Annotated in this window: 22 protein-coding genes; 9 read left to right on the plus strand and 13 right to left on the minus strand. The window is 74.2% G+C overall.

The annotated features are described in order from the left end of the window. Positions 1–17 precede the first annotated feature (17 nt). The 4 genes from QUY26_RS08685 to QUY26_RS08700 all read right to left on the minus strand — a co-directional run bounded on the left by QUY26_RS08685 (position 18) and on the right by QUY26_RS08700 (position 6,891). On the minus strand, positions 18–1,244 hold the full coding sequence (locus QUY26_RS08685) for an arginine deiminase (protein ID WP_289944742.1): 1,227 nt from the start codon (positions 1,242–1,244) through the stop codon (positions 18–20). A gap of 101 nt (positions 1,245–1,345) precedes the next feature. Next, positions 1,346–4,006, minus strand: a complete 2,661-nt coding sequence (locus QUY26_RS08690) for a polynucleotide kinase-phosphatase (protein WP_289944743.1) — start codon at positions 4,004–4,006, stop codon at positions 1,346–1,348. Beyond that, positions 4,003–5,550, minus strand: coding sequence for a 3' terminal RNA ribose 2'-O-methyltransferase Hen1 (locus QUY26_RS08695; protein ID WP_289944745.1), 1,548 nt, complete (start codon positions 5,548–5,550; stop codon positions 4,003–4,005). The genes QUY26_RS08690 and QUY26_RS08695 overlap by 4 nt, the downstream gene beginning before the upstream one ends. A gap of 336 nt (positions 5,551–5,886) precedes the next feature. Further along, positions 5,887–6,891, minus strand: coding sequence for a 2-dehydropantoate 2-reductase (locus QUY26_RS08700; protein WP_289944747.1), 1,005 nt, complete (start codon positions 6,889–6,891; stop codon positions 5,887–5,889). 208 nt (positions 6,892–7,099) lie between these two features. Between QUY26_RS08700 and QUY26_RS08705 the strand changes: the two genes are divergently transcribed. Next, the gene (locus QUY26_RS08705) at positions 7,100–7,402 is read left to right on the plus strand and encodes a hypothetical protein (protein ID WP_229909445.1); all 303 of its coding nucleotides are present in this window, start codon (positions 7,100–7,102) and stop codon (positions 7,400–7,402) included. 79 nt (positions 7,403–7,481) lie between these two features. On the opposite strand, the gene QUY26_RS08710 is transcribed toward QUY26_RS08705, so the two are convergent. Continuing rightward, positions 7,482–8,405: an LLM class F420-dependent oxidoreductase gene (locus QUY26_RS08710; RefSeq protein WP_289944750.1), complete on the minus strand. Its 924-nt coding sequence runs from the start codon at positions 8,403–8,405 to the stop codon at positions 7,482–7,484. A 265-nt stretch (positions 8,406–8,670) separates the two neighbouring features. Here QUY26_RS08710 and QUY26_RS08715 point away from each other — a divergent pair, with 265 nt between their 5' ends. Then, positions 8,671–8,904 (plus strand): hypothetical protein, encoded by a 234-nt coding sequence (locus QUY26_RS08715; protein WP_289956407.1) that lies wholly within the window; start codon positions 8,671–8,673, stop codon positions 8,902–8,904. Positions 8,905–9,071: 167 nt separating this feature from the next. On the opposite strand, the gene QUY26_RS08720 is transcribed toward QUY26_RS08715, so the two are convergent. The 3 genes from QUY26_RS08720 to QUY26_RS08730 all read right to left on the minus strand — a co-directional run bounded on the left by QUY26_RS08720 (position 9,072) and on the right by QUY26_RS08730 (position 11,465). Beyond that, entirely contained in the window at positions 9,072–9,596 is a 525-nt protein-coding gene (locus QUY26_RS08720) for a DUF6099 family protein (protein WP_289944751.1), read from the minus strand. Positions 9,597–9,854: 258 nt separating this feature from the next. After that, positions 9,855–10,178: a nucleotide pyrophosphohydrolase gene (locus QUY26_RS08725; protein ID WP_289944753.1), complete on the minus strand. Its 324-nt coding sequence runs from the start codon at positions 10,176–10,178 to the stop codon at positions 9,855–9,857. Between the two features lie 12 nt (positions 10,179–10,190). Continuing rightward, on the minus strand, positions 10,191–11,465 hold the full coding sequence (locus tag QUY26_RS08730) for an ATP-binding protein (protein ID WP_289944755.1): 1,275 nt from the start codon (positions 11,463–11,465) through the stop codon (positions 10,191–10,193). A 174-nt stretch (positions 11,466–11,639) separates the two neighbouring features. Between QUY26_RS08730 and QUY26_RS08735 the strand changes: the two genes are divergently transcribed. Then, complete coding sequence (locus tag QUY26_RS08735) at positions 11,640–12,266, plus strand: transposase (protein ID WP_289944756.1); 627 nt, start codon at positions 11,640–11,642, stop codon at positions 12,264–12,266. On the opposite strand, the gene QUY26_RS08740 is transcribed toward QUY26_RS08735, so the two are convergent. From QUY26_RS08740 to QUY26_RS08750, 3 genes are all read right to left on the minus strand, one after another. Further along, positions 12,155–12,514 (minus strand): hypothetical protein, encoded by a 360-nt coding sequence (locus QUY26_RS08740; RefSeq protein ID WP_289944757.1) that lies wholly within the window; start codon positions 12,512–12,514, stop codon positions 12,155–12,157. The two genes, QUY26_RS08735 and QUY26_RS08740, sit on opposite strands and share 112 nt — an antisense overlap. 163 nt (positions 12,515–12,677) lie before the next feature. Next, entirely contained in the window at positions 12,678–12,863 is a 186-nt protein-coding gene (locus QUY26_RS08745) for a hypothetical protein (protein ID WP_289944759.1), read from the minus strand. A gap of 454 nt (positions 12,864–13,317) precedes the next feature. After that, positions 13,318–13,701 (minus strand): cell division protein SepF, encoded by a 384-nt coding sequence (locus tag QUY26_RS08750; protein WP_289944760.1) that lies wholly within the window; start codon positions 13,699–13,701, stop codon positions 13,318–13,320. A gap of 195 nt (positions 13,702–13,896) precedes the next feature. Between QUY26_RS08750 and QUY26_RS08755 the strand changes: the two genes are divergently transcribed. The 6 genes from QUY26_RS08755 to QUY26_RS08780 all read left to right on the plus strand — a co-directional run bounded on the left by QUY26_RS08755 (position 13,897) and on the right by QUY26_RS08780 (position 19,918). Next, entirely contained in the window at positions 13,897–14,181 is a 285-nt protein-coding gene (locus tag QUY26_RS08755) for a hypothetical protein (RefSeq protein ID WP_289944761.1), read from the plus strand. A gap of 65 nt (positions 14,182–14,246) precedes the next feature. Next, on the plus strand, positions 14,247–16,691 hold the full coding sequence (locus QUY26_RS08760) for a heavy metal translocating P-type ATPase (RefSeq protein ID WP_289955605.1): 2,445 nt from the start codon (positions 14,247–14,249) through the stop codon (positions 16,689–16,691). Beyond that, a complete protein-coding gene (locus QUY26_RS08765) occupies positions 16,688–17,242 on the plus strand; it encodes a copper chaperone PCu(A)C (RefSeq protein WP_289944762.1) in 555 nt (184 codons plus the stop codon). The genes QUY26_RS08760 and QUY26_RS08765 overlap by 4 nt, the downstream gene beginning before the upstream one ends. 129 nt (positions 17,243–17,371) lie before the next feature. Then, positions 17,372–18,010, plus strand: a complete 639-nt coding sequence (locus QUY26_RS08770; protein WP_289944763.1) for an ABC transporter ATP-binding protein — start codon at positions 17,372–17,374, stop codon at positions 18,008–18,010. Between the two features lie 259 nt (positions 18,011–18,269). Next, positions 18,270–19,154, plus strand: a complete 885-nt coding sequence (locus QUY26_RS08775) for a metal ABC transporter permease (protein WP_289944765.1) — start codon at positions 18,270–18,272, stop codon at positions 19,152–19,154. Continuing rightward, entirely contained in the window at positions 19,097–19,918 is an 822-nt protein-coding gene (locus QUY26_RS08780; RefSeq protein ID WP_289944767.1) for a metal ABC transporter solute-binding protein, Zn/Mn family, read from the plus strand. The genes QUY26_RS08775 and QUY26_RS08780 overlap by 58 nt, the downstream gene beginning before the upstream one ends. A 96-nt stretch (positions 19,919–20,014) precedes the next feature. On the opposite strand, the gene QUY26_RS08785 is transcribed toward QUY26_RS08780, so the two are convergent. Further along, positions 20,015–21,781 (minus strand): class I adenylate-forming enzyme family protein, encoded by a 1,767-nt coding sequence (locus tag QUY26_RS08785; protein WP_289944768.1) that lies wholly within the window; start codon positions 21,779–21,781, stop codon positions 20,015–20,017. A gap of 207 nt (positions 21,782–21,988) precedes the next feature. Beyond that, positions 21,989–23,974, minus strand: coding sequence for a CoA transferase (locus QUY26_RS08790; RefSeq protein ID WP_289944770.1), 1,986 nt, complete (start codon positions 23,972–23,974; stop codon positions 21,989–21,991). Positions 23,975–24,101 lie beyond the last annotated feature (127 nt).

Genomic DNA, 24,101 nt, shown 5'->3' on the forward strand with positions numbered 1-24,101 from the left:
CTCGCTCCAGGGTGCGCCTAGCCGACCGGATCCCGCTCGACGGGACAGCTCATGCAGCGCGGACCGCCCCGGCCCCGCCCCAGCTCGCTGCCGGGGATCTCTATCACCTCGACGCCCTGCTTGCGCAGATACGTGTTCGTGGTCGCGTTCCGCTCGTACGCCACGACGACGCCCGGCTCGACCGCGAGCACGTTGCAGCCGTCGTCCCACTGCTCCCGCTCGGCGGCGTGCACGTCCTGGGTGGCCGTGAGGACCCGGATGCCGCCGAGGCCGAGCGAGGCGGCGATGGCGCGGTGCATGTGCTCCGGCGGGTGGTCGGTGACCTTCAACTCGCGCTCGTCGACGCCCGGTTCGATGGTGTACGAGCGGAGCATGCCAAGGCCCGCGTACTGCGTGAACGTATCGCCGTCGACCATCGTCATGACCGTGTCCAGGTGCATGAAGGCCCGGCGCTTGGGCATGTCCAGGGCCACGATCGAGGTCGCGGAACCGGCGGCGAACAGCTTGTGCGCGAGCATCTCGACGGCCTGCGGCTTGGTGCGCTCGCTCATGCCGATGAGCACGGCGCCGTTGCCGAGGACCAGGACGTCGCCGCCCTCGATGGTGGAGGGGTAGTCGGACTGGCCCTGCGACCAGACGTGGAAGCCCTGGTTGTGGAAGAGCGGGTGGTGCTGGTAGATCGCCTCGAAGTGCACGGTCTCGCGCTGCCGGGCCGGCCAGCGCATCGCGTTGATGGACACGCCGTCGTAGATCCAGGCGGAGGTGTCGCGGGTGAACAGGTGGTTGGGCAGCGGGCCGAGCAGGAAGTCGTCCATGTCCATGCAGTGGAAGCGCACGGACGTCGGCTCCGGGTGCCGTTCCAGGTACTCCCGTTTGGTCATGCCGCCGATCAGGAACTCGGCGAGCTCCGCGGACGGCAGCGACTCGAAGCTGGCCCGCAGGTGGTCGGTGGCGAGCGGGCCGTACTCCTTCTCGTCGAAGACGCGGTCCAGGACGAGCAGCCGCGCGGCCGGCACGTCCAGCGTCTCGGTGAGCAGGTCACCGAAGAGATGGACCGTCACCCCCCGGTCGCGCAGCACGTCGGCGAAGCCGTCGTGCTCCTGTCTTGCCCGCCGCACCCACAGCACGTCGTCGAACAGCAACGCGTCCTTGTTGGTCGGCGTCAGGCGCTTCAGCTCCAGGTCCGGACGGTGCAGGATCACGCTGCGCAAGCGCCCGGCCTCGGAGTCGACATGGAATCCCATGCCCCCATCCTCACCCCACCGGGGCGCGTCACGCGCCCGACGGCGCGTTTTGGGCGTCCCGCCAGGCAGGACACGGAAGCCCAAAACGTGCCATACGTGCGTCAGAGCCGCGGATCCACGGGTTCCGATTCCAGTGCCAGCACCGCGAACACCGCCTCGTGGACCCGCCACAGCGGCTCGCCCTCCGCGAGCCGGTCAAGGGCCTCAAGACCGAGCGCGTACTCCCGGATCGCCAGCGAACGCTTGTGGCCGAGCGTGCGGCCGCGCAGCTTCTCCAGGTTCTCCGGCCGGGTGTACTCCGGGCCGTAGACGATCCGCAGGTACTCCCGGCCCCGGCACTTGATGCCGGGCTGCACCAGGCGGCCCTTGCCGTCGCGCACCAGCGCGCCGACCGGCTTGACGACCATGCCCTCGCCACCGCGCCCGGTCATCTCCAGCCACCAGTCCACGCCCGCGCGCACCGACTCCGGGTCGCCGGTGTCGACGTACAGACGCCGCGTGGTGCGCAGCAGGCCCGTGGTGTCGTGCTCCACCATGCGGTCGATCAGGGCCAGTTGCCGGTCGTGGGGCGTCGCGGCGAGGCTCTTGCCCTGGACGGCGAGGATCTGGAACGGCGCGAGCCGCACCCCGTCCAGGCCGTCGGTCGGCCAGCAGTAGCGGCGGTAGGCGTCGGTGAACGCGGCCGCGTCGGCGGCGCGTTCGCGCTGCTTGCCGAGCAGGCCCCGGACGTCCACGCCGCGGGCGTCGGCCGCCTCGAGGGCGGCGAGCGCGCCGGGGAAGACCGCGCCGGACGCGGCGCCCACGGCGGCGTACTGCGAGCGCAGCAGCCCCGACGCCTTCAGCGACCACGGCATCAGCTCCGCGTCGAGCAGCAGCCAGTCGGTGTCCAGCTCCGCCCAGAGCCCGGCGGCGCCCACGGCGTCCCGCACCCGGCCGAGCACCTGCTCGGTGCGGTCGAAGTCACCGAGGAACGGGCGGCCGGTACGCGTGACGAGGGCGCCCGTCGGCCCTCCCCCACCGCCTGAACCTGCGCCGAACCGCTCGCGCGCCACGTCCGCGTCCCGGCACACCAGGACCACCGCGCGGGAGCCCATGTGCTTCTCCTCGCACACGACGCGGGCGACGCCGTCGGCCGCGTACTGCGCGAACGCGTCCTCCGGGTGCTCCAGATAGCCCGCCCGCCGGGACGTGGCGGAGGGCGCCATCGTCGGCGGCAGGTACGGGAGCAGGCGCGGGTCGACGGCGAAGCGGCTCATCACTTCCAGCGCGGCGGCGGCGTTCTCCTCGCGCACGGTGACGCGGCCCGCGTACCGGGTCTCCACGGCCCGGCGGCCGTGCACGTCGCCGAGGTCGAGGGGGCGGCCGTCGTGGCCGCCGGGCGCGTCGGTGCGCAGCGGCCGCGTGGGCTCGTACCAGACCCGCTCGGCGGGTACGTCGACGAGCTCGCGCTCCGGCCAGCGCAGCGCGGTCAGCTTGCCGCCGAACACCGCGCCGGTGTCCAGGCAGATGGTGTTGTTCAGCCAGGTCGCCGTCGGCACCGGGGTGTGGCCGTAGACCACGGCCGCCTTGCCGCGGTAGTCCTCCGCCCACGGGTAGCGCACGGGCAGGCCGAACTCGTCGGTCTCGCCGGTGGTGTCGCCGTACAGGGCGTGCGAGCGCACCCGGCCCGAGGTGCGGCCGTGGTACTTCTCCGGCAGGCCCGCGTGGCAGACCACCAGCTTGCCGCCGTCGAGGACGTAGTGGCTGACGAGGCCGTCCACGAACTCCCGCACCCGGGCCCGGAAGTCCGGGTCCTTCGCGTCCTCGGCCTCCAACTGCGCGATGGTCTCGGCGAGGCCGTGGGTGTGCTGGACGCCGCGGCCCTTCAGATAGCGGCCGAGCTTGTTCTCGTGGTTGCCCGGCACGCACAGGGCGGTGCCGTCGGCGACCATGCCCATGACGCGGCGGAGCACGCCCGGGCTGTCCGGGCCGCGGTCGACGAGGTCGCCGACGAACACGGCGGTGCGGCCCTCGGGGTGCGCCCCGTCGACGTAACCGAGCCTGTCGAGCAGCGTCTCCAGCTCGCTCGCGCAGCCGTGGATGTCACCGATGATGTCGAAGGGGCCGGTGAGGTGGGTGAGGTCGTTGAAGCGCCGCTCCGTGACGACCTCGGCGCTCTCGACCTCCGCGACGCCCCGCAGGACGTGCACCTTGCGGAAGCCCTCGCGCTCCAGGTGCCTGAGCGAGCGCCGCAGTTCGCGCTGGTGGCGCTGGATGACCCGGCGCGGCATCCCGGCCCGGTCGGGCCGCGCGGCGTTCCGCTCCGCGCAGACCTCCTCGGGCACGTCGAGGACCACGGCGATGGGCAGCACGTCGTGCCGCCGGGCCAGCTCGATCAGCTGCTTGCGGCTGTCGGCCTGCACGCTCGTCGCGTCGACGACGGTACGGCGGCCGGCGGCGAGCCGCTTGCCCGCGATGTAGTACAGGACGTCGAAGGCGTCGCCGCTCGCGCCCTGGTCGTTCTCGTCGTCGGCGACGAGCCCCCGGCAGAAGTCGCTGGACAGCACCTCGGTCGGCTTGAAGTGGCGCCGCGCGAAGGTGGACTTGCCCGCGCCGGACGCGCCGATGAGGACGACGAGGGAGAGGTCGGTGACGGGGAGGCGGCGGCCGGTGGGGGTGGTGGTGCCGGCGCCGGGGGCGCTGGGGGCGGGGGTGCCCGTGCCGGTGCCGGGGGTGTCGATGCCGGTGGTGTCCGTGCCCGTGCCGGTGATGTTGTCGGTCATGCTGCCTTCGCCTCCTTCGCGTTCCGGGTGTTGCGGCCGTCTCGGGTGTTGCGGTCGTTCCGGGTGTCGCGGTCGCTCCGGTCGCTCCGGGCCTGGGTGAACACCGCCATCTGGGTCGGCGGTCCCACCTCGGGGTCGTCGGGGCCGACGGGCACGAACTCGACTTCGTACCCGTGCTGTCGGGCGAGGCGGTCCGCCCACTGGCCGAACTCCGCGCGGGTCCACTCGAAGCGGTGGTCGCCGTGCCGTACGTGACCGGCGGGCAGGGACTCCCAGCGGACGTTGTACTCGACGTTCGGCGTGGTCACGATCACGGTGCGCGGACGCGCCGAGCCGAAGACCGCGTGCTCCAGGGCGGAGAGCCGTTCCGGGTCGACGTGCTCCACGACCTCGCAGAGCACCGCCGCGTCGTACCCCATGAGGCGCTTGTCGGTGTACGCGAGCGAGCCCTGGAGGAGCGTCACGCGCTCCGCCTGGCGCCGGCCCATGCGGTCCAGCTTGAGCCGCCGCGACGCGACGGTCAGCGCGCGCATCGACACGTCGACCCCCACGATCTCCGTGTACCGGGTGTCCTTGAGCAGCGCCTGCATCAACTGGCCCTGGCCGCAGCCGAGATCGAGGACACGGGCGGCGCCCGCCGCGCCGAGGGCGGCGAGGATCGCGTCCCTGCGCTGCTCGGCGAGCGGCGCGGGCCTGTCGTCCGCCTCGGGTCCCTCGTCCGCGGCGACGGCGTTGTCGATGTCGTCGACGGCCGTGTCGTCGGCGTCGGCGAGCCGCGCCAGTTCGAGCCGCTCCATGGCCTCGCGCGTCAGCGACCAGCGCCGTGCCAGATACCGGTTGGTGATCAGCTTCTGCTCGGGGTGGTCGGCGAGCCAGCCCTCCCCGGCGCGCAGCAGCTTGTCGACCTCGTCGGCCGACACCCAGTAGTGCTTGGCGTCGTCGAGCACCGGAAGCAGGACGTACAGGTGCCGCAGCGCCTCGCTGAGGGTCAACCGGCCGTCCGGCACCTCCAGTACGAGCCGTACGTACCGCGAGTCGCCCCACTCCGGGAAGCGCTCGTCGAGCGGCACCGGATCGGCGCTCACCGTCCAGCCCAGCGGCTCGAACAGCGCCCGGACCAGGCGGGCACCGCCGCGCGCGGGCAGCGCGGGCACCTCGGCGCGCAGCGGCAGCGGCTGCGCCGCGCGCTCGGGCAGGTTCTTGCACACGCCGCGCAGGGCGCTGGAGAACACCGAGCTCAGGGCGACGGCGAACAGCGAGGACGCGGCGTACGGACGGTCGTTCACGTACTGCGCGAGGGCCGCGTCGGCGGCTCCTCCCTTTCCTTTGGTGGCACCCCTGACGCGCCGCGCCAGCGCCACCGGGTCCACTTCGAGCAGGAGCGCGGCCGTGCAGCGCTCCGCCGTCGCCTCGGGGTAGAAGACGTGCGCCTGCCCGTAGGACGTGGAGAACGCCTGCGCCTTGCCGGGATGCTTGTGCAGCAGGAACCCGAGGTCGGTCGCGGGGCGTTCCGGAGTGCCGGTGGTGCTGATCGTCAAGAACATGGGTGTGCCTCGATAAGCAATCTGAGCCGTGGTCGTGTACGGGGCCGTCCGGCGCACGGCGCGTCGGCCCGACCGATTCCCGTGTCGGCCGACCGGCCCTGCGCGAAGGGGTGGCGGATCACGCCCCCGCAAGCCGGGCGCGCGTCTCGCGGCGCCGAACCGGCCTGCTCCTCAACCCCCGTATCTGTCATGTGCGCCGCGGCGCGGACCTCTCGCCGCGCACCGCCCTCTTCCCGGCGCACCTGCACAAACGTACAGCGAAGCCATGGGACACACGCGCGAATTTCCGCTCCGCCGCCGTCCGGTGCCGTGCTGCACGGTCCGGCCCGCCGCGGTTCAGCGTGCCGCGCGCAGCTCGGCGTGGAGGTCGGGACCCGTCCATGTGCGCGGCGCGGACTCCGCCTCGTGCACAAGGGCGACCAGGCGCGCGTTCACGGGGGCGCGGCGGCCCTGGGCGGTGGCGAGGTCGACGATCTCGCCCTGGAGGGAGTCGACCTCCGTGGGGCGGCCGCTGCGCAGGTCCTCCCACATCGAGGAGCGGGCGTGGGCGTCGGTCCGCAGGGACGCGGCCGCCACCCGGCGGAAGACGGTGTCGGGAAGCCCGAGGACGAACGGGATGGCGCCGGGCGCGAAGGGCCCGAGGCGGGCGGGCGCGACCCCGGCGGCGCGGTAGGCGGCCAGGGCCTCGCGCTGGCACAGGGCGAGACAGGCCCGGTAGGCGCGCAGGCCGAGCTGGTCGCGCAGCGGCAGGCCGGACAGGGCGTTGACCGCGTTGTTGAGGTTCATCAGGAGCTTGGAGTGCTGCACTGCGGGCATGTCGGTGCGGGCCTCGACGGCCAGGCCCGCCGCGTGGAAGGCGGCGAGGAGCGTGTCGTCGGGCTCGGCCATGAGCCGGCCCGGCATGCCCTGGTGCACGGTGCCCGGCTGGGACCGCATCACGTTGTACGGCACCATCCCGGCGAGGACGGTGTGGCCGGGGAGCGCGGCACGCAGGGCGGCGGGGTTGCGGAGCCCGTTCTGGAAGCTCACCACGGTGGCGCCGGGGGCGAGATGGGCGGCGAGGTCCCTGGCGGCGGCCTCGGTGTCGGCGCTCTTCACGGTGACCAGGACGTGGTCGGCGCCCGCTGCCGCCGCGGGCCCGGTGGCCAGCGTCAGACGGTCGGGGGCGAGGTGCACGGGTGGGCGGGTGGAACTGCTGAGGGTGAGCCCCCGCTCGGCCAGGGTCTCCATGGCGGCGGGGCGGCCGATGAAGGTCACGTCGTACCCGGCGGCGGCGAGGTGGCCGCCGAGGTGACAGCCGACGCTGCCGGCGCCGAGGACGGCGAAGCGGGGCCTGGGCATGGGGGGCTCCTGGGGCATGGGGCCAGCCTGGCCCAGGAACACACGGCCTGACCAGCCCCGGGCTCCCGCCTGCCGCGCCTCGAAGCGCCTCGGTCCGCCCCCGCCCCGGCGTGCCCGAGCCCCGCCGTTAGAATTGGATCTTGAGCACGCTCCGTCGTGTTCGCACACGTACTGTTCGCCCGACAGGGCACCTCGGGGGGAGACTTCCTTGAAGCTCACTGTGTCGCGCCGCGCCGTGACCACGTCCATCGCGGCCGCTTTCCTCGTCGGCGGCCTCGCCACCGCCGCGCCCGCCTCCGCCGCCGGCAGCTACAGCTGCGGCAACTGGAAGATGAAGGTCAACACCTGGTCCGCCTCCTGCAAGGTGAAGAGCGGCCAGGCCCGCGCGGTCACCGACTGCAGCAACGGCAAGACCATCTACGGCAAGTGGGTGGGCCGCGGCCAGTGGCGGTTCGGCGGCGACTGCGGCAAGTACTTCATCGTCGCCCACACCACGCAGGGTCGCGGCTGACGGCACCGAGCAGCGACCCTGCGGCGTCCGGCCGCAGCTGATGCGAGGGCCCGCCGAGTCACCGGCGGGCCCTCGTCGGCTATGACAGTTGCGACTGCACCTGGGCCGAGATCAGCTCGAGGTGGTCCAGGTCGGACAGGTCGAGGCACTGGAGGTAGACGCGGCTCGCGCCGATCTCCGCGTAGCGGCCGATCTTGTCGACGACCTCGGCGGGGGAACCCGCGAGCCCGTTGGCCTTCAACTCCTCCACCTCACGCCCGATCACGGCCGCGCGCCGGGCCACCTCGGCGTCGTCCTTGCCCACGCACGCCACCAGGGCGTTGGAGTACACCAGGTCGTCGGCCTTGCGCCCGGCCTCCTCGGCGGCGGCCCGCACCCGGCCGAACTGCCGCTCGCTGTCCTCCACCGAGGCGAACGGGATGTTGAACTCGTCCGCGTACCGCGCGGCAAGGCGCGGCGTGCGCTTCGCGCCGTGACCGCCGATCAGGACCGGCACCTTGGCCTGCGCGGGCTTGGGCAGCGCGGGCGAGTCGGTCAGGCGGTAGTGCGTTCCCTCGTACGAGAACGTGTCGCCCGGCGCCGTCCCCCACAGCCCGGTGACGATCGCGAGCTGCTCCTCCAGGCGCGCGAACTTCTCCTTCGGGAACGGGATGCCGTACGCCTTGTGCTCCTCCTCGAACCAGCCCGCGCCCAGGCCGAGTTCGACCCGGCCGCCCGACATCTGGTCGACCTGCGCCACCTGGATCGCGAGCACCCCCGGCAGCCGGAACGTGCCCGCCGTCATCAGCGTGCCGAGCCGGATGCGCCTGGTCTCACGGGCGAGCCCGGCCAGCGTGATCCACGCGTCCGTGGGTCCCGGCAGGCCGTCGACCGCGCCCATGCGCAGATAGTGGTCGGAGCGGAAGAACGCGTCGAAGCCCAGGTCCTCGGTCGCCTTGGCGACGGTGAGCAGCGTGTCGTAGGTGGCCCCCTGCTGGGGCTCGGTGAAGATGCGAAGATCCATACCTCCATCCTGCACGGTCGAACGCCCGTCAACCTCCCCTGTCCCACGGGTCCGCCGCCGCCCCGGTCGGGTGAAATCCGTCAACCCGGCGACCGGGGCGGGTCCGCCGCAGTGACCGGTGCGCGCGGGTGATCGTTGGCTCGGCGGAGCCGGACCGCCCGGCACCCGCGCCGGCGGTCGCTGCCGACGCGTCCCCCGCATCAACTGCCTTGCCCGGCCGGGGCGCGCCCCCGGCACCGGCGGGGCGCGGGCCGAGGAGGCCGTCATGTCCCAGGAAGCCGTGCCCGAGCAGGCGCACGATCCGCTCGCGCCGGAGCAGCCCCGCGACGAGGTGGTGCCGGAGCAGGCTCGCGCGCAGGCACCGGCCGGGCAGCAGGGTGCGCCCAAGGGCCTGCTGCAGCAGATGGAGGAGCTCATGGCCGCGCTCAACGCGGATCTGACCCAACTTGACGCCGACCTCCAGCGGCCCCCTGCCGGGGAGGAGCAGGACCGCGTCTGACGGGCGCCGTCGCCGCACCGGACGACCCCGGCCGCCGCGCCCCGCCCGGCGGCCGGGCGCGCACCCGGCGGCCGCCGCCACCGTCGAGGCCCGCCCGTCGGCCGGGGGCCGCCGCCCGCTCCGGTGCCCCGGCCGGCCCGCGCACCGGCCCGAGCCCCCGCCCGCCCTCAGCACGAGGGCGACTTCCCCTCCGGGACCCGGTGGCCCCGGCTCCCCTGGTCCATGGCGGCCCCGTCGGATTCCGCCTTGCGTTCGCGGGTCGCGAGTCTGCGGAGCATTTCGAGGACGCGGTCGCGGGACTCGTCGGCCGCGTCGATGGCTTCCATGCACTGCCAGTACACCCCCTCGTCCTCGGCTCCCATGGCCACCGTGACCAGGGCGATGCCCACTTCGCCGAGGAGGGTGCCGAGGCCGAGGAGGGTGTCGTGGGCGTCGCCTATCCCCGTCAGGCCCGCTGCCCGTATCTCCTGTGTCCCGGACTGGCGGGGCTCCAGGACCGCGCAGCCCCTGCCGCTGAGCTCGCTCAGTCCCAGCGCCTCGCCCCGTAACTCAGGCGGACCCGCGACCGCGAGGCGGCTGCCGATCGCCTGTGCCAGGGCCTGGGACTGCCACACCTCGGCCACGATGGCCGCGGGCTCCTGACTCCGCGCCAGGGCGCACCTGCTCGCCTCGATGAGCCGCATCGCATCCATGCGCTGTCCCCACTTCATCGCGCGCCCACTCACAGCACGTACATCCGAACTCCCCTATCCACTACCCACAGTGAGCGCCTTCAGGACGAAAAGCCAGAGGAAGCCTGAAATCTGTGGACAAAAAATCGACTATGGACAATGCATCCACTCCGGAGAGTGACGACGAGGTGTCTTTGGGGGGCTTTCGGCATGTCCAACGGGCGGTGACGGCCGGGGATCACGGGGCGGGTGGGCCCAGCTCCCCGGCGCACGCGGGCGCTACGGGGCCGGGAAGCGGTGCTCGTTCCGCTCGATCTTCGCCGCGAGCGCCTGCAGCGGGTCGATGCCGAGCACTTCGCAGAACTGGAGGAGATAGGCGAGGACGTCGGCGACCTCGTCCGTGACGCGGTGGGCCGACTCCGGGTCGGCCATGACCCGCGCCGACTCCTCCGGCGTCAGCCACTGGAAGATCTCGACGAGTTCGGAGGCCTCCACGCTGAGCGCGGCGGCCAGGTTCTTGGGCGTGTGGTAGGGCTCCCAGTGCCGCGCGGCCGCGAACTCGGCCAGCCTGCGCTGCAGTCCCGCTACGTCTTGGTCTGTCACGGCTCAAGTCAACTACATCCCGGGCGCCCGCGATCTCGGCACCCGCGCGCGCCGGGCGCCCGGCGCCGCCCCGGCCCGACCCCCGGCACCCGCCGTGGCCCCGTCCCCGGGCCCGCCCGCGGCCCGCCCGAGGTCGACCACCGTCACCCCGTCCGCCGTCGCGGCCCACGTCGCGTCGGCCACGGCGCCGATCAGGCGCAGGTGGCCGCGGGCGCACATGCGCGCCGCGAGGTCGGCGATGGCCCGCTTCTGGCGCTGGTCCAGGCAGCGGTCGAAGCCGTCGGCGAGGACAGTGAGGCTCTGGTAGGCCTCCGGGACCTCCGCCACCGGGTCGACCTCCAGGACGCGCGGCCCGGTGAGCAGCACCAGGGCGAGGGCGAGATAGCGCAGTTCGCCGTCGCCGAGCCGCCCGACGCAGGTGCGCACGCCGTCGCCGCGGTCGAGGAGCGCCCGCAGCGCGCCGTCGCGGGTCTCCTCGGCGAGGACGTCGGCGACCGGCCCCGCGCAGCCCGAGCGCAGCGCCGCCACGAGCTGCGCGTGCCGGTTGCCGCACTCGGAGCGGGTGCGCCACAGGACCTCCGCGAGGTTGTCGCAGCCGCCGAGCAGCCGGCCCGCGCCGACGAGTCCGGGCGGCACCGGCTCCCGCATGCGGCCGGGCCGCGGATCGCAGGTGAACACCGAACGCAGCGCCACGACGACCTGTTCGGCCGCGGCGAGCACCAGGCGCTGGCCGTCGGTCTTGCCCGCGACGCGCAGCGGGAGCAGGGCCGTGCCGAGCCGGTCGTCGGGCAGCGGCGCCCTGGTCACGGGCGCGGCGCCCGCGGTGTGCCAGGCGGCCTGGACGGCGCGGCGGCCGGGGTCGCGCAGCGCGGTCTCCAGGAGCGTGAGCCCGTCGCGCGTCAACCGCTCGCCCGCGATGCGCAGTTCGGGCTCGGCCTGCACGGCCACGTCGAGCCGGACCGGCCCGGCGGGGCCGTCGACCGTGCAGCCGATGCGGAAGCCGCGGCGGGCCTGGCCGTCGGCCCGCGCGCGCTCGGGCACGCAGCGCGTGGGCTCGGGGAAGACGTCGAACAGCTCGACTCCGGCGCCGAGCAGCGCGAGCGCCTCGTACGCCCGCAGCGCGCTCGTCTTGCCGCTGCCGCTCGGGCCCGCGAAGAGCGTGAGCGGGCCGAGCGGGAACGCGGCGCCACGGTGGCCCGCGAAGGCGGAGAGCCGCAGTTCGGTGACGCGTGGCCTGGCGCGGGCCGACGGATCCTGCGCGAGCGCCCCGCGGGAGTGCACAGTCATGAACGGAAGCTACGGGCCGCTGGACAAGCCGAACCGTTTTGCCCAAGCGACCTTCGCACGATCGGGGGATCGGCGGCCGAAGCCCCACGTGGGGCGGCCAGTTGGGCTAGGTGTTCTGTCCCGGGAGGTTGTGGACGGGTGAGCCAGGTCTCGGCTGAGGGATCTTGAAGTGAGATGATCCTGCTCCGTGCACGTGGAGATCTGACGGATGCGCAGTGGTCCTGCCTGGAGCCGCTGTTGCCCCGAGGCAAGAAGCCGGGCCGTCCACCGATACGGACCGGGCGGCAACTGCTCGACGGCATACGGTTCCGTACTCGCACCGGTGTCCCCGACAAGGCGTACGCCTCCCGCGAGAACCGCGCCTGCCCGCGACGACGAGGAATCCGCTGCACCATCCCGGACAACGCCGACCAGGCGGCCCACCGAAAGAAGCGCGGCTCCCGCGGCGGCCGGCCATCCAAGTTCGACGCCGAGGACCACAAGGCGCGGCACGCGGTCGAGTGCGGGATCCATCGCCTCAAGAGGCACCGCACGGTGGCGACGCGCTACGACAAGCTCGCTCTCCGCTACGAGGCGACCGTCCTCGTAGCGGCCATCAACGAGTGGCCGCGACCAGCACACCCTAGGGTGTGCTGGTCGCGGCGCTGCCCCGGTGCGGGCCTGTTCGGGCCTGCATCGGGGCAACGGGCTCAGGAATCCTGCATGAGGAAGGAGCGGAACTTCAGGTTCACGCCGCCCTCACCGCCGCCCAGCTTCAGAACGTGGTACGTGCCCTCGCAGTCGATGTCCTCGAAGACGTAGGTCTTGATGTCCGTGTTGTTCCGGGGAGAGTGCGCGGGCTTGGTCCCCTCGGCTTCCGCTTCCTTGACGTTGAGGCAGTTGCGCTCGTCGAAGTCCGTGTTGCTGAGCTTCTGTCGGTGCTCGGTGCCGTTCGCGTCGGTGTAGGTGTAGTAGAAGTCACCCGCGATGGCCGAGGCGGAGCCAGGGGTGGCGAGGAGGAACGTCAGGGCGCAGGCGGCGGCGAGAGCGATGGCGCGTGGGCGCAACAAGGGGGGTCCTTAGGTGGTGGTGGGACTTGCTCAGGTGTTCCCGAGTTACCCGGCAGAGCCGCTGGTAAGGCCTGTTTCACCTGAACATGTACAGAAGGGGCATGCCGCTTCAATTCGGCCCCCGGCGTGTGCGCTGCGCACACGCCGGGGGTGGGGAGGGCGGCTACAGCGCGGCCACGACGTTGTCGACAGTCACCTCGCCACCCGTGACCGCGTTCTTGACCGTGGCGACGAGCGATTCGGCGGTGGTGCCGACGAGGCCGCCACCGGGGGCGGCGGCGGAGGCGGGGGTGGCGAGGACGCCGAGGAGCGCGGCGGTTCCCAGGATCACGGCAGTGGTGCGACGCATGGCGAAGTGCCTTTCGGAGGAGGGGGACAGACCCGCCCCGAGAAGCGGAGCGAACCGCTCCGCTCAACACCCCAGGCCAGTGAGCGGACACTCACCTTCACTCGGACGAGCAGATAGTCAGCTCAGGCGACTGTGCGACAGGCGCTGAAGATGCCCCAGCGCAGGCGTCCCGCGCGGGTGGCGTCGACTCAACGAATGGGTGAGAACGTCACACCGAAGGTCTCCGGGACCGGGCAGGCGCGATCCCCGGCTCGGGCCAGGCCAGGCCACCCGCGCACCCGGCCGACAAGTTCCGCGCCGACAAGGCGTACGGCTCCCGCGCGGAGGCGACGACGCACGACGAGCTCACCGTCCGCTACGAGGCGACCGTGCTGGTCACGGCCTTCAACGAACGGCTGAGACCAGCACTTTCGACACACGCCCCAGATCACCGCCCGTACCGGCCGTGTACCGGCTAGATGCCGGTCGCCGCCTCCACCAGGCCCTGCACCTCCGTGTCCGCGGGGGACAGCAGGAAGACGTTCTTCTCCACGCGGTGCATCCCGCAGCCGAGCCCGAAGACCACGCCACTGCTGAAGTCGAGGACCCGCTTGGCGACTTCGGTCTCCGCGCCGGACAGGTCGAGCAGGACCGGGGTCTGCGACATCAGGTTCTCGGCGACCTCGCGGGCGTCCGCGAAGATGTTCACACGTGTCACGACGAAGCGTCGGCGCGCCTCCGTCTCGGCGTCGGGCAGCCCGCGGTGCCCCGGCCACGACGGCCATTCGTTGCGGCCGCGCAGCGGTACGACCTGGGCGAGCCCTTCCCACTGTTCGTCGGTGGCTTCGTGGCTGGTCACAGAGCAACCCCGTCCTGACTCGTCCTCAACGTCTGCACCAGGCGATTCTTGCGCAACTCACCCGTTCGGCCCAACTGCGACACGTCCGCATGGCACGTCTCACACCGCCGGGAACCCACCGGCCGCGGCGCGCGACTACGTGGCCGGTGCCGGGCGTCCGCTGCCCGCGCCACCGGATCAGCCACGGGAGCGTCGATGGCAGACGAGCGTTCGTCCCTTTCGGGTACGTCGCCGAGTTCGCGTACGTCAAGCAGTGGACGTACGCCGGGAGCGTCCGGGGTGTGGCGGCCGCCACCCGTGCTCCTGGGGTTTCTCGTCCTGCTCGTCGTCGTCTTCGCCGTCGCGTATCAAGTCGGCTCGTCGGTGGGGCCGGTGGCGCCGGGGATGCGGTCCTCGACGCCGGACGGCGGTTCCGGCGACGGCGAGGAGGGCGGTTCGGGCGGGGGCCACGGCGGCGGGCACGGGGGCCACGGCCGGTGACGCCCGAGCCCACGGCTGCGGCCGCCCCCGAGGCCACCGTCACCACGGACTTGATCGTCGGCGGGATGACCTGTGCCGCCTGTGTGAACCGCGTCGAGAAGAAGCTCGGCAAGCTGGCGGGCGTCACCGCGACCGTGAACCTCGCCACCGGCCGGGCCCGGGTGCGCCACCCCGTCGGCACGGGCACGGACGAGCTCGTCGCCGTCGTCGTACGCGCCGGATACACCGCGGAGCAGCCCCCGCCGCCCGCGCCGCCCACTCCCTCGCCGTCGCAGGCAGCCGAACCCACGGCGGCGGGCGACGACGAGGCGAGGGCCGAGCGGCAGCGGCTGCTGGTCACCGCGCTGCTCTCGCTGCCCGTGCTGGTCCTGTCGATGGTGCCCGCCTGGCAGTTCCGCAACTGGCAGTGGCTGTGCTTCATGCTGACGGCGCCGGTCGCGGTGTGGGGGGCGTGGCCCTTCCACCTGCGTGCGGTGCGCGGCCTGCGGCACGGCGCAGCGACCATGGACACGCTGGTGTCGCTCGGGGTCGCCGCCTCCTTCTCCTGGTCTGCGTACGCCCTGTTCCTCGGCGGGGCGGGCGAGCCGGGGATGCGGATGCCCTTCGAGGTGCTGCCGTCGGCGGGCGGTGGCGCGCACGTGTATCTGGAGGCGGCGGTCGGCGTGCCGCTCTCGGTGCTCGCGGGGCGCTTCCTGGAGGCGCGGGCGCGGCACGGCACCGGAGCGGCGCTGCGGTCGCTCGCGTCGCTCGCCGTGAAGGACGTCGCCGTGCGGGAGCCCGGCGGCGGTGAACGGCGGGTGCCCGCGGCGGAGTTGCGGCTGGGACAGGAGTTCGTCGTACGGCCCGGGGAGCGCGTGGCCACCGACGGTGTGGTGGTGTCCGGGCACTCCGCGCTCGACCTGTCGCTGGTGACCGGTGAGAGTGATCCGGTGGAGGTCGGCCCCGGGCAGGACGTCGTCGGGGCCGCCGTCAACGAGAGCGGGCTGCTCGTGGTGCGGGCCACGGCCGTGGGCTGCGACACCCGACTGGCGCGGATCACCCGGATGGTGACGGAGGCCCAGGCGGGCAAGGCCCGCGCCCAGCGCCTCGCGGACGCAGCGGCGGGTGTCTTCGTCCCCGTCGTCCTGACGCTCGCCGTGACCGTCCTCGGGTTCTGGCTCGGCGCGGGGGCCGACCCGCAGGCTGCCGTCACCGCGTCCGTGGCCGTCCTCGTCGTCGCCTGCCCCTGCGCCCTCGGGCTCGCCACGCCCACCGCGCTGCTCGCCGCCACCGGGCGCGGCGCCCAGCTCGGCGTCCTCGTCAGCGGGCCGCGCGCTCTGGAGACACTGCGCCACGTCGACACGGTCGTCCTCGACAAGACCGGCACGCTCACGACGGGACAGATGACCGTCACCCAGGTCACCGCCGTACCGGACGGCCTGGGCCGGGACGCGGCGCTGCGGCTCGCGGGGGCGGTGGAGCGGGGCTCGGAGCATCCGCTGGGGCGCGCGATCGCGTCGTACGCCCGCCAGGAGTCGGCCGGGCAGGAGCTGCCCGAGGTCGCGGAGTTCCGGGCGCGGCCCGGGTGGGGCGTTCGCGGGGTCGTGGAGGGGCGGGTGGTGGAGGTGTGCTCGCCGGGGGCGGACGGGGGCTTGGCGGGGGTGGAGGCGGAGGGCGTGTCCGCGGGTTCTGGCTCTGCCCGGGGGCCGGCCGGGAGTCACAAGGGGCCCGAGGGCTCCGTCCGGCCTCTCCCGGAGAGCCTCGCCCGTGCTCTCGTCGACGCCGAGGCCGCCGCGCGGACCGTGGTCCTGGTGCGCGTCGACGGTGCCGTCGAGGCCGTCGTGGCCGTGGGGGACGTGCTGCGGGCCGGGAGTTACCGCGCGGTGGACCGGCTGCGGCGGCTCGGCGTGGAACCGGTCCTCGCCACCGGGGACCGAGCGGCGACCGCGCACGCCGTCGCCGCCGAGCTCGGCATCACCGAAGTGCACGCGCGCTGCGCGCCCGAGGACAAGGCGGAGCTGGTCGGGCGGCTGCGGGCGGCGGGGCGCCGGGTCGCGGTGCTCGGCGACGGCGTGAACGACGCCGCCGCGCTCGCCCGCGCCGACCTCGGCATCGCCATGGGCTGCGGCAGCGACGCCGCGATCGGCGCGGCCGACGTGACGCTGGCCACCGGTGACATCGGCGCGGCGGCCGTCGCCGTACGCCTCGCCCGCCGCACCCTGGCCACCATCCGCGCCAACCTGGTCTGGGCGTTCGGCTACAACGCCGTCGCCGTACCGCTCGCCGCCGTCGGCCGCCTCGGCCCCATGACGGCGGCCCTCGCGATGTCCGCCAGCTCCCTGCTCGTGGTCGCGAACAGCCTGCGGCTGCGCACGTGGGAGCCGGTGCCGCGGAGTGCGGCGCGGGAACCCGTGGAGCGGGAGTGGGAGCGGGGGTCTCGGGCCAGGCAGGGAACGCGGAGGGCTCGGGGGACGCAGGGGGCTCGGGGAACGCAGGGGGCTCGGGGGACGTGGGGAAGGGGGCTTCGGTGAGGGGTCGTTCGGGCTTGCGGCTGCGGGCCGCCTCCGGTTCCGGTGCTCCCGGCGACGCGTACGCACGCCTGCGCTCCGTGCTCCCCGGCGTCCTCGCCCCCGTCCTCGCCCCCGTCCTCGCCTGCGCGGTCGCGCTCTGCGGGCTCTCGGCGTGGGTCGCCGCCGGGGCCGCGGGCAGCCCGGCGCGCGTGGCCGTCGACGACGGGCGGGTGTTCCTGCCGTACGGCGGCAAGGAGGAGACCGCCGCGTTCTTCCGGATCACCAACACAGGTGAGTCCGGCGACGAGTTGGTGTCCGTACGCTCGCCAGTCGCCGACGACGTCATGCTCAGCCGGACCGTGGAACGGGCCGGGAACGTGGAGTCGATGCGCATGGTCGACTCGGCGGCCGTGCCCGCGCGGTCCGTGGTCCGGATGACGCCCGAGGGCCTGGACGTGATGCTGCGGCCCGTCGGGGCGCTGCGGCTCGGTGACGAAGTGCCCTTCGTGCTGCGCTTCCGGCACAGCGGGGAGGTGACCGTGCGAGCCGTGGTCGTCCGGCCCGGCAGCTGAGCCGCGGATCCGCTGCCCGCGTGCGGGAACTCCTCGCGCAGTCCGTCCGACTACTGCCCCGGGGCCGTGGCCGGGAGTCGCCGGGACCGGCCCGGGAGGACCAGGGCCGGAGAGGGGCACGGGCAGGCGATGGGTGGTCTCGACCTACGTATGCGGGGTGTGACCTGCGGCCACGGGCGCGTGGTCGCCGTCGACGACGTGCACCTGGAGGTCGCCGCCGGGGAGCGGGTGGCGCTCACCGGCACGAACGGCTCCGGCAAGTCCACGCTGCTGCGGGCCGTCCTCGGCCTGCACCGGCAGACGGCGGGGAGCATCCTCGTCGGCGGGCGCGGTACCGCATCCGCGGCGGACCGGGCGTGGCGGCGGCGGGCCTGTGCCTGGGTGCCCCAGAAGCCCACGGCCGGGCGGTTCCCGCTGCTCGCGGGTGAGTTGCTGGACTCCGGGGGTGCGCCCGAGGACGCCGCGGAGGCGGCTCGTGCGCTCGGCGTGGGCGAGTTGCGGCGCCAGCCCCTGGACACCCTGTCCGGGGGCCAGTTGCAGCGGATGTACCTGGCCCGGGCCATCGGGTGCGTCGCCGCGGGGGCGGGGGTGCTGCTCGCCGACGAGCCCACCGCCGCGCTCGACTTCGCGGGGCAGGAGGAGGCCGCTGCGGCGCTTGTCGCGCTGCCGGTCACGCTGGTCGTCGTCACCCATGACCGGGGGCTTGCCTCGCGGTGCGATCGGGTCCTGGACATGGCGGCGGGGCGGCTGCGGGAGGTGGGGGTGTGAGGCCTTGCCGGGGGCTCCCCGATCCCGCCCCCTCCCGAAACCGGAGGCTCCGCCCCCGGACCCCCGAGACCGGCCTGACCGGCCTGACCGGCCTCGTCCTCAAGCGCCGGACGGGCTGGGGGTTCGGAGGGGGTGAGGTGGCCGTCCCGGGCGGGTGGGACTGTCCCCCGCCGACCCCGGCTCGGCGGCTCGTCCTCGCACGCCGGGCGGGCTGGATTCGTTCGGCCGGTCGTGGCCATGGAGTTCCGGAGGCGCGGCCATGAACGTTCTCGCCACAGCTGACATCGGGCTGATGCTCGAACTCGTGCCCGTGCAGCGTGCCGGGTTCGCGTTGTTGCTCGCCGCCGTCGGACTCCCCGTCGTCGGGGTCGTGATCGTCGGGCTCGACATCATGCCGGTGCGGTTCGCGATGATGCATGTCGCGCTGTTGGGCATCGCGGTGGGCCTGCTGACCGGGCTGGACCCGATGCTGTGCGCCCTGGTGGCGTGCGCGCTCGCGGGCGCCGGGGTCGCGCCGCTGGCCCGGACACCGGCCGGACTCTCCGGGGCGATGGGGCTCCTGATGAGCATGGCCATCGCCGCCGCGCTGCTCGTCCTCTCCGTGTCCGGGGTCAACGCCTCCGGCGCGTTCGCGCTCCTGTGGGGCTCCATCCTGTCCGTGGGCAGCACGGACATCGTCGTGGTCGGCGTGCTCGCCGTCGCGGTCCCCGCGCTGTTCTGGTGGCGGCGCCGCGACCTCGCCCTCCTCCTGTACGACCGTGAACTCGCGCAGTGCTCCGGCGTTCCCGTCGGCCCGCTCACCGTCGTCCTGCTCGTCCTCGTCGCCGTCGCCGTGGCCGGGGCGATCAAGCTGACCGGGGCACTGCTCGTGGACGCGCTCACCCTGCTTCCCGCGCTCGCCGCGCGCCGCCTCGGCAAGCGGCTCACCACCATCGCGCTGTGGGCCGTGGCCATCGGCCTCGCCGTCAACGTCACGGGCTTCCTCATCGCCCTCTGGCTGGACTGGCCGCCAGGGCCCGTCCTCGTCCTGACCGCGGGGGCCGTCGTCCTCGCCGTCCATCTCATCCCCGAACGGAGCATCACCTCATGGCGCGCAACGGCGTCCGCATCCCCCTCTCCCGCACGTCCGCCCTCCTCGCACTGAGCGCCGTCCTCGCGTGCACGGCCGCCGGCTGCGGCGACGACTCGTCCGACGGCGGCTCCGACAGCAAGAAGGACGGGCCCGTCGTGGTCGCCACCACCACCTGGGAAGGCGCCTTCGCCAAGGCCGCGGGCGCCGAGAACGTCACCGTCCTCGTCCCGCCGTCCACCCAGCACGCCCCCGACTACGACCCGAAGCCCTCCGACCTCGCCGCCGTCGCGAAGGCCGACTTCGTCCTGTACGCGCCCTTCGAGCCGTACGCCGGGAAGATCAAGGACGCCGCCGGCTCCAAGGCCGAACTGGTCAAGGTCGACCTCGACAACGACGCCACGAAGGTCCGCGGCGAGGTGAAGCGGCTCGGCGGGCTCTTCGGCACCAAGGCCGCCGCGGCGAGCTGGACCAAGACCTTCGACCGCGAGTACGCCGCGCTCGCCAAGGACCTCAAGGCGTCCTGGCCCGGCGGCGACAGCCCCGCCGTCGTCAGCCAGGTGTTCACCACCTGGTCGGCGCGCATGGCGGGCGCGCGGACCGTCGGCACGTACGGCCCCGAGGCGGTCACCGCCGGTCAGCTCGCCCGGCTCTCCGCGAAGAAGCCCGCGTTCGTCCTCGACAACGCGCACATGTCCACCGGGAAGGTGCTTCCCGACTCCGGCGCCGCCCAGGTGAAGATCGTCAACTACCCGGGCAAGGACCTGGACCTGCTGCCGGTGTACCGGGACGCCGCAGCGGAGTTGAAGAAGGCCATGAAGGCGAAGAAGGCCGAGTAGGCGGAGCAGCAGGTGGAGTGGTTCAAGGAGTAGGAGGCGGGGGCGGTGCCGGGAGAAGATCCCCGGCACCGCCCCCGCCTTCGTCTCCGTCCGGCCTCAGGCCCGTGCCGCCCGCTCCCGCAGCGCCGCGCGGTCCGGCTTGCCCGCCGGGGTCAGGGGCAACTCCGCCACGAGCAGCAGCCGTTCGGGGTGCTTGACCCGGTCGAGGCCGCGCCCGGCGAGATGCCCGACCAGGTCGTCGAGGGTCGTCGCGGGCCCGGCCCCGCGGGACGCCGGAACCACGCAGGCCGCGAGGCGCTCCCCCATCACCGGGTCGGGTACGCCGACGCACACCACGTCACGTACCAGCGGATGCGCGCTCAGCTCCCGTTCGACCTCCGCGGGGCTGATGTTGACGCCGCCGCGGATCACCACGTCCTTGAGGCGGCCGACCACGTGCAGGACACCGTCGGCGTCGAGCAGGCCGAGGTCGCCGGTGCGGACCCAGCCGTCTGGGGTGCGGTAGCGGGCGTCGAGTTCGGGGGCGCCGACGTAGCACAGGGGTGTCATCGGGCCGCGGGCGACGATCTCGCCGACGGCGCCGTCCGGCAGGGGTTCGTGGGTGACGGGGTCGGCTACGCGGATGTCGGCGACGCGCGGGTCGGGGCGGCCCGCGACGATGCCGTGCCGGAACCCGTGGACGTCTCCGTCCCTGCCCCTGCCCCTGCCCCTGTCTCCGGCTCCGGCTCCGGCTCCGGCTCCGGCTCCGGCTCCGGCTCCGGCTCCGGCGGGGCCTTCCTGGCCTTCGGTCCAATCACCCAGTCCGGTATGGCAGTTGACTCCGTCCGCGGAGCCGTAGAGGTTCACCACGGGGCAGCCGAAGGCGTGGCGGGCCTCGGCGGCCGTGGTGGTGTCGAGGGGGGAGCCGCCGAGGACGAGGGCCGTGGGCGCGGGCAGCTTTCCTGCGCCCTCCTGGTCCTGTGCGCGCTCCTGCTCCAGGCGGTCGAGGATCATGCGGGCCATGGTCGGTACGCCAAGGACGTGGGTGGGTTCGTGTTCCCGTACGGCGGCGATGGCGGCCTCGGGGGTGAAGTGGTCGAGCAGGACGAGCGTGCCGCCGTGCCTGGCGAGGGCGACGGAGGTGCCGTTGGACCCGAACGCGGAGGCCAGCGGCACCAGGAAGAGACAGCGCGGGGGTTGTGCCGGGTCCGGCATCAGGGAGGCGAAGAAGTTGCCCCGGCCGCCCGCGAGGGCGTTGTGGGAGTACGCGACCATCTTCGGGTCGGCCTCCGAGCCGGAGGACACCAGGATGCGGGCGGGGCCGTCCGGGTCGGGGCGCGCGGCCACGAACGCGGCCGGGTCGGCGCGCAGCAACTGGGCGAAGGCGACGGCGCCTTCGGGGACGGCGCCGGGGCCGACGGCCATGACGTGCCGCAGGGGCGCGGGGGCCGCGGCGAGGAGGGCCGCCGCCGGGTGGGCGCCGCGGTGCTCGGCGGCGGCGATGACGGCCACCGCGTCGGCGCGCCGCAGCAGGCTCGTGGCCTCGGCGGCGCCTCGGCCCACGGGGAAGGGCAGGGCGACCGCGCCGATCGCCGCGAGGGCGAGGTCGGCGATGACCGCCGCCCGGGCGTTGGGGAGTTGTACGCCGACGACGTCTCCCGCCGCGACGCCCAGCTCTCTGAGCCCGACGGCCAGACATCGGACCTTGCGGTCGAGGGCCGTGTAACAGAGCTTGCCCTTGGCGTCGATGACGGCCGTGCGGTGCGGGTCGCTGATCTGCCGGGCCCGGAACAGGCTGTACAGGTCGAGGTCGGGGCAGGTGCCGTCGACCGCCCAGGCGCGGCGGAGGGAGGCGGGCAGGAGGTCGTTCAGGGGGCGGGGCATGAGGGCTCCTGGGAGAAGGAGGGAGGAAGAGAGTGAGGGAGGGAAGAGGGAAGAGGGAAGAGGGAAGCTGGGGGGGGAAGAGTTGGAGGTTCGGGGCCTCGCGCACGGGTGCGGGCGCGGGTGCGGCCGGGTGCCGGTGACAGGTTCTGGTGCCGATGGCGGTTGCTGGTGCCGGAGACGGGTGCGTGGCCGGGGGCGCGGCAGGTGTCAGGAGAAGGCCCACGGGTCCGGGACGACGGGCGCCCCGTGCGTGTCGCGTCCGATGGACCGCGGGAAGCGCGCGTCGGCGTGCAGGGCCGTGAGGTCGGTGGTGACCGGGGTCGCGGTCAGGCCGTGGGAGCGCAGGAGCGCCAGGGCATCGGGCGTGGGCAGGGCGCCCAGGTCGTACGCCGACGCGGCCGCCGCGCAGGTGTCGGTCGGGGCGAGCCAGCCGTCCGCCGTGCGCAGGGGGCGGCGGAAGCCCGCGGGCGGGCGGGGTTCCGTGCCCTGGGCCGCGCGGCGCAGCGCCGGGGCGGTGAGGGTGTCGGCGGCGCCGAGGAGGGAGGAGTCGACGCGTACGCCCCGGCCGCCGTTGCGCTCGCGCAGGAGCAGCCCGGCGAGGACGGCTTCCGCGCCGAGGAGGCCGCCGAGCACGTCGAGGAGGGTCATCAGGGAGGGCGCGGGCGGCTCGTCGGCCGGGCGTACCGCCGCGCCGACGCCCGTGCGGGCCTGGACCATGAAGTCGGTGCCCATGGGGGCGTCGTCGAGCCGGTCGCCCCAGCCGCTCGTGTACGCGTACACGAGGCCGGGGTTGACGGTGGTGAGGTCGGCGGCGTCCAGGCCGAGCTGGGCGGCCTTGCCGGGGGCCCAGTTGTGCAGGAACACATCGGCGTCGGCGACGAGTTCACGCAGGCGGCGACGTCCGGAGGGGGACTTGATGTCGGCCTCGACGGCGTCCTTGCCCCGGTTCAGGGCCAGCCAGCGGGCCGAGACGCCGCCGCAGGCGGGCGGCATGCCGCGCAGCGGGTCGCCGCCCGGGGGCTCGATCCGGACGACGTCGGCGCCGAGGAGGCGGAGCAGGTGGGCGGCCAGCGGGGCCTGGATGCGGCGGCCCGCCTCCAGGACGGTGATGCCGGTCAAGGGCAGCTCCGGGGTGGGCAGTTGCCGGGCCCGCCGCCCCGGCGCGGCGGCTGCCGGGCCGAGCCGCGCCAGGGACCAGGGCGCGGCGCCGTCGTGCTCGGCCGCCCGCTCCGCGAGGGTGCGCAGGGCGCAGACCTCGGCGCCGGAGGAGGCCGCGGCCTGCCTGACGCGGGCCCAGTCGTGGGAGCGGGCCGTTTCGTGCAGGGCCTCCGGGAAGGGCGCGCAGGCGGTGGCGTACCGGAACTGGAAGGGCCGCCAGCCCGCGCGTATCGCGTCGCCCGGCGCGTCCAGGGCCCTCCAGAACGCGGCCCAGGCGCCGGGGTCGAGGGTCTCCAGCTCGAAGAGGGTGCCGTCGGCGGAGGTGAACGGGGGCCCACCCGGGGCGATGCGGGCCGCCTCGTCCTCGTCGGCGCCGGTGGCGGCGAGGTACTGCGACACGGCGAGCAGGCCCGCGCGGGCCGCGCTGGTCGTGACCCGCGCCGCCGCGCGGGCGTCGCCGCCCCGGGCCTGGGCGAGGAGTTGGGCCAGGAGCCCCTGGACGGCGAGGACGCCCGCGGCGGTCGCGGCGTAGTCGGAGCCGAGCCCGCGAGGGCCGTCGTCCCGGCGCCCGTGCACGGACATGATGCCGGTGGCGGCCTGGACGGTGGCTTCGTCGGGGGTGGGGAGCGCTTCGCGGGGGCGGGGGGCCGCTCCCGGCGAGTCCACGGCGTCGCGCGACGCCGTCGTCCGGGCCTCGGCCCAGTGCACCTGCGCCGTCACCGGCCCGAACCCGTCGCCGGTGAGGACGACACGGGCGTGGGCGGGGGGCTCGCCGCCCGCCTCCGGGGCCCCGCCGTGGGCTGCCCCGACTGCCGCGCCCCCGGTGGCGGCGCCCTCGGCTCCCGTGACCCCGGCGGGCGTCGCGGTCGCGGTGTCCTCCGCCGGACCCGCCGGACCCGTCGACTCCGCGCCGAGCAGGCGCAGATGCTCGGTGACGACCCGCGTCAACTCGATCGGCCCGTCGATCTCGCAGCGCAGCGACTCCAGGGGCAGGGCGGCGGTGCGCACTGTGGCGAGGGGTGGTGATGACGTCATGTCAGTCGTGTCTCCTCTTCCGGCGCGGGGGCAGCCCCCGCCGGGGTCGTTCCGAACGCGGGAACCCGAGGCCGTCGGCACCCGACCAGTTCCTTGGAAGACAGTCGGGCGCCCGGGCCCGCGGGTT

The sequence above is a fragment of the Streptomyces flavofungini genome, from assembly GCF_030388665.1.
Classification (GTDB): domain Bacteria; phylum Actinomycetota; class Actinomycetes; order Streptomycetales; family Streptomycetaceae; genus Streptomyces; species Streptomyces flavofungini_A.